Origin of the sequence: Muriicola sp., assembly GCF_041567615.1 — a bacterium.
Taxonomy (GTDB): Bacteria; Bacteroidota; Bacteroidia; order Flavobacteriales; family Flavobacteriaceae; genus Muriicola.
Map to the genome: position 1 here is coordinate 1 of NZ_JBFGBM010000164.1, position 6,338 is coordinate 6,338.

Sequence of the window (6,338 nt, forward strand, 5' to 3'; positions counted from 1 at the left end):
CTGGGGGGTAAATATCAGGGAACTCGGGTTGATCCTGTCCTCCATTTTCGCTGTGATAGGTGTAGCGCTTTTTGCCCAATGGTCTATTTTAAGCAACGTAACGGCCGGGATCATTCTGTTCTTTTCCTTTCCCTTCAAGATTGGCGATCGCATACAGATCATGGACAAGGATCTGGAAACCTCAGGCAATTATGTGATCGAAGACATCAGGGCCTATCACATTCACCTCAGAAAGGACAATGGTCAACTGGTGACCTATCCGAACAACCTCATGCTTCAGAAAGCCGTTTGTGTGATCTCGGACGAAATAATTGAAAATGAGGGAAGTGATGCGGTTTAAGCTGTTAAAGAAGTCGTAAAACCCGATCAAAGCTTCCATAACTTTCTATCTTTGAGGACCTGTCAAAACCAAAATTTATGGGCCTAAGATTTCGTTTGATCCTCTGCTTTTTCCTGGTTTTACAACTGAATTACGGCCAGAGCCCTTCAAAACCTTCCTCGACAGACATCTATCACAGCCTTCAAAAGCTCAATTTCCTGGGATCGGCCATGTACATTGCCGCACACCCGGATGATGAAAATACCCGGTTGATCTCCTACCTGTCTAACGAGGTACATGCCCGAACAGCTTATTTATCTATCACAAGGGGAGACGGTGGTCAGAATCTCATAGGGCCCGAGCTCAGGGAATTACTCGGAGTACTGAGGACGCAGGAATTGCTGGCGGCAAGGCGTGTGGACGGCGGTACCCAATTCTTCACCAGGGCCAATGACTTCGGTTACTCCAAGCATCCGGACGAGACCCTGAAAATCTGGGACAAAGAGGAGGTACTCGGGGATGTAGTCCATATTATACGCGAATTTAAACCCGACGTGATCATCAACCGTTTCGATCACAGGACCCCGGGTTCTACCCATGGCCATCACACCTCCTCAGCTATTTTAAGTGTAGAGGCATTTGACCTGGTTTCCGACCCCACGGCCTATCCCGATCAGCTCGACAAACTTGGCCCCTGGTCCCCTAAACGTCTTTTCTTCAATACTTCCTGGTGGTTTTACGGGAGCCAGGAGAATTTCGAAAAAGCAGATAAATCCAGGTTGATCGCCTTAAACACAGGGGTATATTATCCCTTATTGGGGATGTCCAACAACGAGATCGCATCCATCGCGAGCAGTCAGCACAGATGCCAGGGCTTTGGCAGACCGACCACCAGGGGTAGCGAACAGGAATACATAGAATTATTAAAGGGTGAGATGCCGAAGCAGAAAGCGACGGACCTGTTTGAGGGGATCGACACTTCCTGGTCGAGGATCGAGGGCGGTGAAGCTATCGGGAAGATCCTTTACGCAGTAGAAGAGAATTTCGATTTTAAAAACCCGTCCAGACACCTCCCCTCACTTCTCCGAGCCTATCAGCTTCTGCAAAATGTCAGGGACGAACATTGGAAAAATATAAAACTCCCCGAGTTGAAGGAGTTGATCGCTCATATCACGGGACTGTACCTGGAAGCCTCTTCCGATTTCGCTTATTCGAATCCGGAAAGTGCTGTAAATGTTATTATTGAAGCGATTAATAGAAGTGATACTTCAATAATCTTAAAGAAGATTTCTATAGGTGATCACGCCCAGATAAAACCAGGGATTTCCCTTGAAAACAACGAGAAAAAGAATTACACGCTTTCCTTAGAAGTGCCCTCTTCCGCTTCCTACACCAGTCCTTACTGGTTGAATAAAAAGGGAAGTCTCGGGATGTACAGGGTCGATGATTTCAATTTGATAGGGCTTCCCGAAACCCCTCCCGCTTTTGAAGTGGATTTTCAGCTGGAGATCGATGGAATCCCCCTCGAGATCACCAGGCCCCTGGTTTACAGGTATTCTCGTCCGGAAAAGGGAGAACTCTACAGCCCGTTCAACATCCTTCCTCCTGCTTCCCTTTCGATCCGCGATAAAGTACTGATCTTTGACCGGCCAGCTCCCAGACAGATCGACGTTGTGGTCAGGGCGCTCAGGGACAATATCGAAGGAAGTATGCGACTCGAGGTGCCCCAGGGCTGGCGGGCAGACAGGATCGATGTTCCGGTCAGCATTCAATCTAAGGGAGAGGAAAAGATCTATCCATTTATGGTCACGCCACCTGAAGGTGAGAGCGAAGGGATCCTAAGCCCGGTTTTGATACTCCATGGGGAGAAGCTGACACAGGAACTGGTGACCATCGCCTATGACCATATCCCTATCCAGGAGGTCCTCCTCCCTTCAGAGACCAAAGTGGTCCGTCTTGACATTAAAAAAGCCGGGCAGAACATCGGATATATCATGGGCGCCGGGGACGAAATCCCCAGCAGCCTGGAACAGATTGGGTACACCGTACACCAGCTCAAACCTGAAGAGATTCAAATGGGAACCCTAGGGGCCTACGATGCCATCGTAGTCGGCATCAGGGCCTATAATGTGATCGATGAGATGCGCTTCAAACAGGATGCCCTTTTAGACTATGTGAATCACGGTGGCAACCTGGTGGTACAATACAACACCTCAGGGAGGAGCGGACTCGATTTTGACAATCTCGCCCCCTATCCCATTCATATTTCACGCGACAGGGTCACGGAGGAAGACTCCCCCGTAGAAATTCTCAGGCCGGATCACCCCCTGATGAGTTTTCCAAATAAGGTGACAAAAGCCGATTTCCAGGGATGGGTGCAGGAACGCGGACTTTACTTCCCTGATACCTGGGATGATGCCTTCACCCCTGTCCTTTCCATGGCCGACGAGGGAGAATCTCCAAAAGAAGGGAGCCTTTTGATTGCCTCCTATGGAAAAGGAACGTACATTTATACCGGACTCAGTTTTTTCAGGGAGTTGCCTGCAGGCGTGCCGGGGGCCTTTAAGCTTTTTGCCAACATGCTGTCGCAGAATAAGGCGAAACTCCAGAAAGAAATTCCTGTAAAAGGCAAGTAATGGAGGAAGTCAGAAAATGGAAAAGGGCCTATACCCTGGTGATCATCATGAACATTCTTTATGTACTCGTTTTTTACTTCATCATGATTTCAAACGCCTGACGCATGGGGAATTTAGACTGGTTCGTACTTTCGGGGACCCTTCTTTTTATAGTGATTTACGGGGTTTGGAAGACCCGGGGAAGCAAAAACGTAAGCGACTATGTTCTTGCAGGAAACCAGGCACGATGGTGGACCATTGGGTTATCCGTGATGGCGACCCAGGCCAGTGCGATCACCTTCCTCTCTACTCCCGGACAGGCCTTTCACGACGGAATGGGGTTTGTCCAATTCTATTTTGGTCTCCCCCTGGCGATGATCGTGATCTGTATGGTCTTTGTTCCGATCTATCACAAGCTCAAGGTCTACACAGCCTACGAATTCCTGGAGAAACGATTCGACCTTAAAACGAGGTCCCTGGCGGCCATCCTGTTCCTCATCCAAAGGGGTCTTGCCGCAGGGATAACCATTTACGCTCCCTCCATCATTCTCTCGGCCGTACTGGGCTGGGACCTTTTAACCCTGAACATCATCATAGGTATCCTGGTGATCATTTACACAGTATCCGGGGGGACCAAGGCTGTGAGCGTCACCCAGAAACAGCAGATGATCATCATCATGACCGGGATGTTCATCGCCTTCTTTTTTATCCTTGGCGCCTTACCCCCGGAACTCACTTTCGGGAATGCCCTGAAGGTAGCAGGGGCCAGTGAAAAACTGAACATCCTGGATTTTGAACTGAACACCTCCAGCAGGTATACCTTCTGGAGCGGTATCACCGGAGGGTTCTTCCTGGCCCTGGCCTATTTTGGTACCGATCAGAGTCAGGTTCAGCGCTATCTCTCCGGGAAATCAGTTCGCGAGAGTCAATTGGGCCTTGTTTTTAACGGTCTGCTCAAGATCCCCATGCAATTCTTTATTCTCCTGGTAGGTGTCATGGTATTCGTATTCTATCAATATCATCCATCGCCCTTGAACTTCAATCCGGCTGCTACGATAGCCGTTGAGAATTCTGAATTCTCAGAGGACTACAAAGAACTCGAAGAAAGACACAAAGAGATAGAGACCGAAAAGATGATGGCTCAGGACGAGTTTTATGCAGCGCTGAAACTCAAGGAATACGCCGCCACCGTAGAGGCCAAACAACACATCCTTGCCGCGAACCAAAAAGAGAGGGTCAATCGCGAAAAGGCCAAGCTTTTGATCTCACAGGCCGACAACCTGGTGGAGACCAACGATAAGGATTATGTGTTTATACATTTTATCCTCAATAATCTGCCACGTGGACTGATCGGTCTCCTCTTAGCCGTTATACTCTCAGCGGCCATGTCCTCCACAGCATCAGAATTGAATGCCCTGGGCACCATAACGGCCCTCGACCTGTACAAGCGCAATATGAAAACAGCGTTTACCCCGAAGCACTATGTGCGGGTATCAAAAGGCTTCACCCTGGTATGGGGTATCATCGCCATCGTGATCGCCGGGGTGGCAGACCTCTTTGACAATCTCATCCAACTTGTCAACATCATAGGCTCCATATTCTACGGAAATGTTCTCGGTATTTTCCTGCTTGCCTTCTTCCTGAAATTTGTAAAAGGCAACGCCGTATTCGTCGCCGCCATCATCACACAGATCGTGGTCATCTTTGGTTTTATGGGCGACTGGATGTCCTATCTCTGGCTGAATGCCTTTGGGTGCAGCCTGGTCATCCTCCTGGCGCTCGTACTTGAAGTTTTTGACAGAGTGCTGCGCAACCCAGCTCTGGAACAATAAAAAACCCCTGCCGAGGCAAGGGTTTTGATCAGTTTGTATCACCTGTCTACATTGCACCCCATTCCTTGAGGGAATCTTCATTCATCTTTACATAATCTGCGTTGTTTGCAGCCTTAGCTGCTGCCAGGGATCTCTTAGCCGCCTCTATGGCCCCTTTCTTATCTCCCATTTTCGCATAGATCAGGGATTGAACCCTCATCATCCAGAAGGCATTGCTATTCATGGAGACCGCTTTATCTATCCATTTCTTGGCCTGCCCGAGATCTTCTCCTTCCTGAAAATAAAAGCTAGCTGCGGCAAAATAATCATTGGCCGAAGGTCCCTTCATGACGGACTCAATGCTTTTCATGGTCATCTCCTTGGCAGGGACCGTAAAGGGTACGCCTACATAGGTATTCTCCCAAAGCATTCCCAGGGTTGCTCCGTTGTTGTGGAGATCGTCAAGGGTGATGGTAAATGTCTCTACCGGCATCTCCATGGTCATGACCTCGGCCGTATAGGAAGCAGCGACCTTATCATCGGACCATTCCTGAGGCGTTCCCCAATTATTGGTATCGGTATAGAAATACACTTCCCAGCTGGAAGCGGATGGTTTGGTAAATATGGCATACGTACCTGCTTTCAGGGTCTTGTCCCCTACCATGGCATCCGTACTAAAGGTGATCATGGTGTTTTGGTTGGCCCCGGTCCTCCACAATTTGTCGAAAGGCACGAGGTTACCCATAATGGTCCTGCCTCTCATGGAAGGCCTGGAATATTCAACGGTTACATCGGTCAGACCCACCTTCTGCATGAGCTTTGAAGCGGGACTGGGCTGTGGCGACTGTATCTGGGCCATCATAGGAACAGAGACCAGTATCGCCATGGCAAATACAATACATTTTTTCATTTTTTGTCGGATTTTAGGTTCTTTCAAAGTTAGGGATAATTGACGTAATTCCGGGGTAAAAAAACAGGGTTGTGTCTCCGGTAAACTAGTCTTCAGAAAGGCTTGTCAAAGGTAGATTAGGAGCCCAACTTTACTATTTGTTTAACAATAATTATTTTTTATTGAACAAAAATGCGGTTAATTTTGTTAAAATTGACTTGATGAGCATGTATCGCCTTTCGGCCAGCCAGTGTTTCCCTATATCGAGGGAGACCGCTTGGAAATTCCTTTCAGACCCGGCCAACCTGAAGGTCATCACTCCCCCCTCCATGGGATTTAATATCCTGAGCGGGGCCGACCGAAAAATGTTTCCCGGACAAATTATACAGTACAAGGTGAACCCTTTTCCCGGCTATAGCACCAAATGGGTTACGGAGATCACCCACGTGGAAGAAGGACACTATTTTGTGGACGAGCAGCGATTCGGACCTTATGCGATGTGGCACCACAAACATTTTATAAATGAGATCGACGGGGGTGTGGAAATGGAAGATGTGATCGACTATAAACTCCCTCTCGGATTTTTAGGGACCTTGGCCCATCCATTGCTGGTCCGGAAACAATTGGTCACCATATTCAATTACAGGGAGGAACAACTGATCCATAAGTTCGGAACCATGGAAGGCAAAACGAAATCATTGAAC

Annotated in this window: 5 protein-coding genes; 4 read left to right on the forward strand and 1 reads right to left on the reverse strand. The window is 48.5% G+C overall.

Features of this window, described 5'->3' with window-relative positions:
• The 3 genes from ABYP73_RS10695 to ABYP73_RS10705 form a co-directional block, all read left to right on the forward strand.
• Positions 1 to 340, forward strand: a 340-nt coding sequence (locus ABYP73_RS10695) for a mechanosensitive ion channel domain-containing protein (protein WP_372974314.1), incomplete at its 5' end; no start/stop codon positions are given.
• A gap of 77 nt (positions 341 to 417) precedes the next feature.
• Positions 418 to 2,955 carry a PIG-L family deacetylase gene (locus tag ABYP73_RS10700; protein ID WP_372974315.1) on the forward strand — a complete coding sequence of 846 codons (2,538 nt, stop codon included), beginning with the start codon at positions 418 to 420 and terminating at the stop codon, positions 2,953 to 2,955.
• A 104-nt stretch (positions 2,956 to 3,059) separates the two neighbouring features.
• Positions 3,060 to 4,766, forward strand: coding sequence for a sodium:solute symporter (locus ABYP73_RS10705; protein WP_372945114.1), 1,707 nt, complete (start codon positions 3,060 to 3,062; stop codon positions 4,764 to 4,766).
• A 46-nt stretch (positions 4,767 to 4,812) separates the two neighbouring features.
• On the opposite strand, the gene ABYP73_RS10710 is transcribed toward ABYP73_RS10705, so the two are convergent.
• A complete protein-coding gene (locus ABYP73_RS10710) occupies positions 4,813 to 5,655 on the reverse strand; it encodes a DUF2911 domain-containing protein (RefSeq protein ID WP_372974316.1) in 843 nt (280 codons plus the stop codon).
• 200 nt (positions 5,656 to 5,855) lie between these two features.
• Here ABYP73_RS10710 and ABYP73_RS10715 point away from each other — a divergent pair.
• Positions 5,856 to 6,338: cell division inhibitor (locus ABYP73_RS10715; protein ID WP_372974317.1), on the forward strand; the 483-nt coding region annotated here is incomplete at its 3' end.

Excerpts from the sequence above, each read along its gene's own strand:
- ABYP73_RS10700 (WP_372974315.1), top strand. The coding sequence starts at position 418 with ATGGGCCTAAGATTTCGTTTGATCCTCTGCTTTTTCCTGGTTTTACAA.
- ABYP73_RS10705 (WP_372945114.1), top strand. The coding sequence starts at position 3,060 with ATGGGGAATTTAGACTGGTTCGTACTTTCGGGGACCCTTCTTTTTATA.
- ABYP73_RS10710 (WP_372974316.1), bottom strand. The coding sequence starts at position 5,655 with ATGAAAAAATGTATTGTATTTGCCATGGCGATACTGGTCTCTGTTCCT.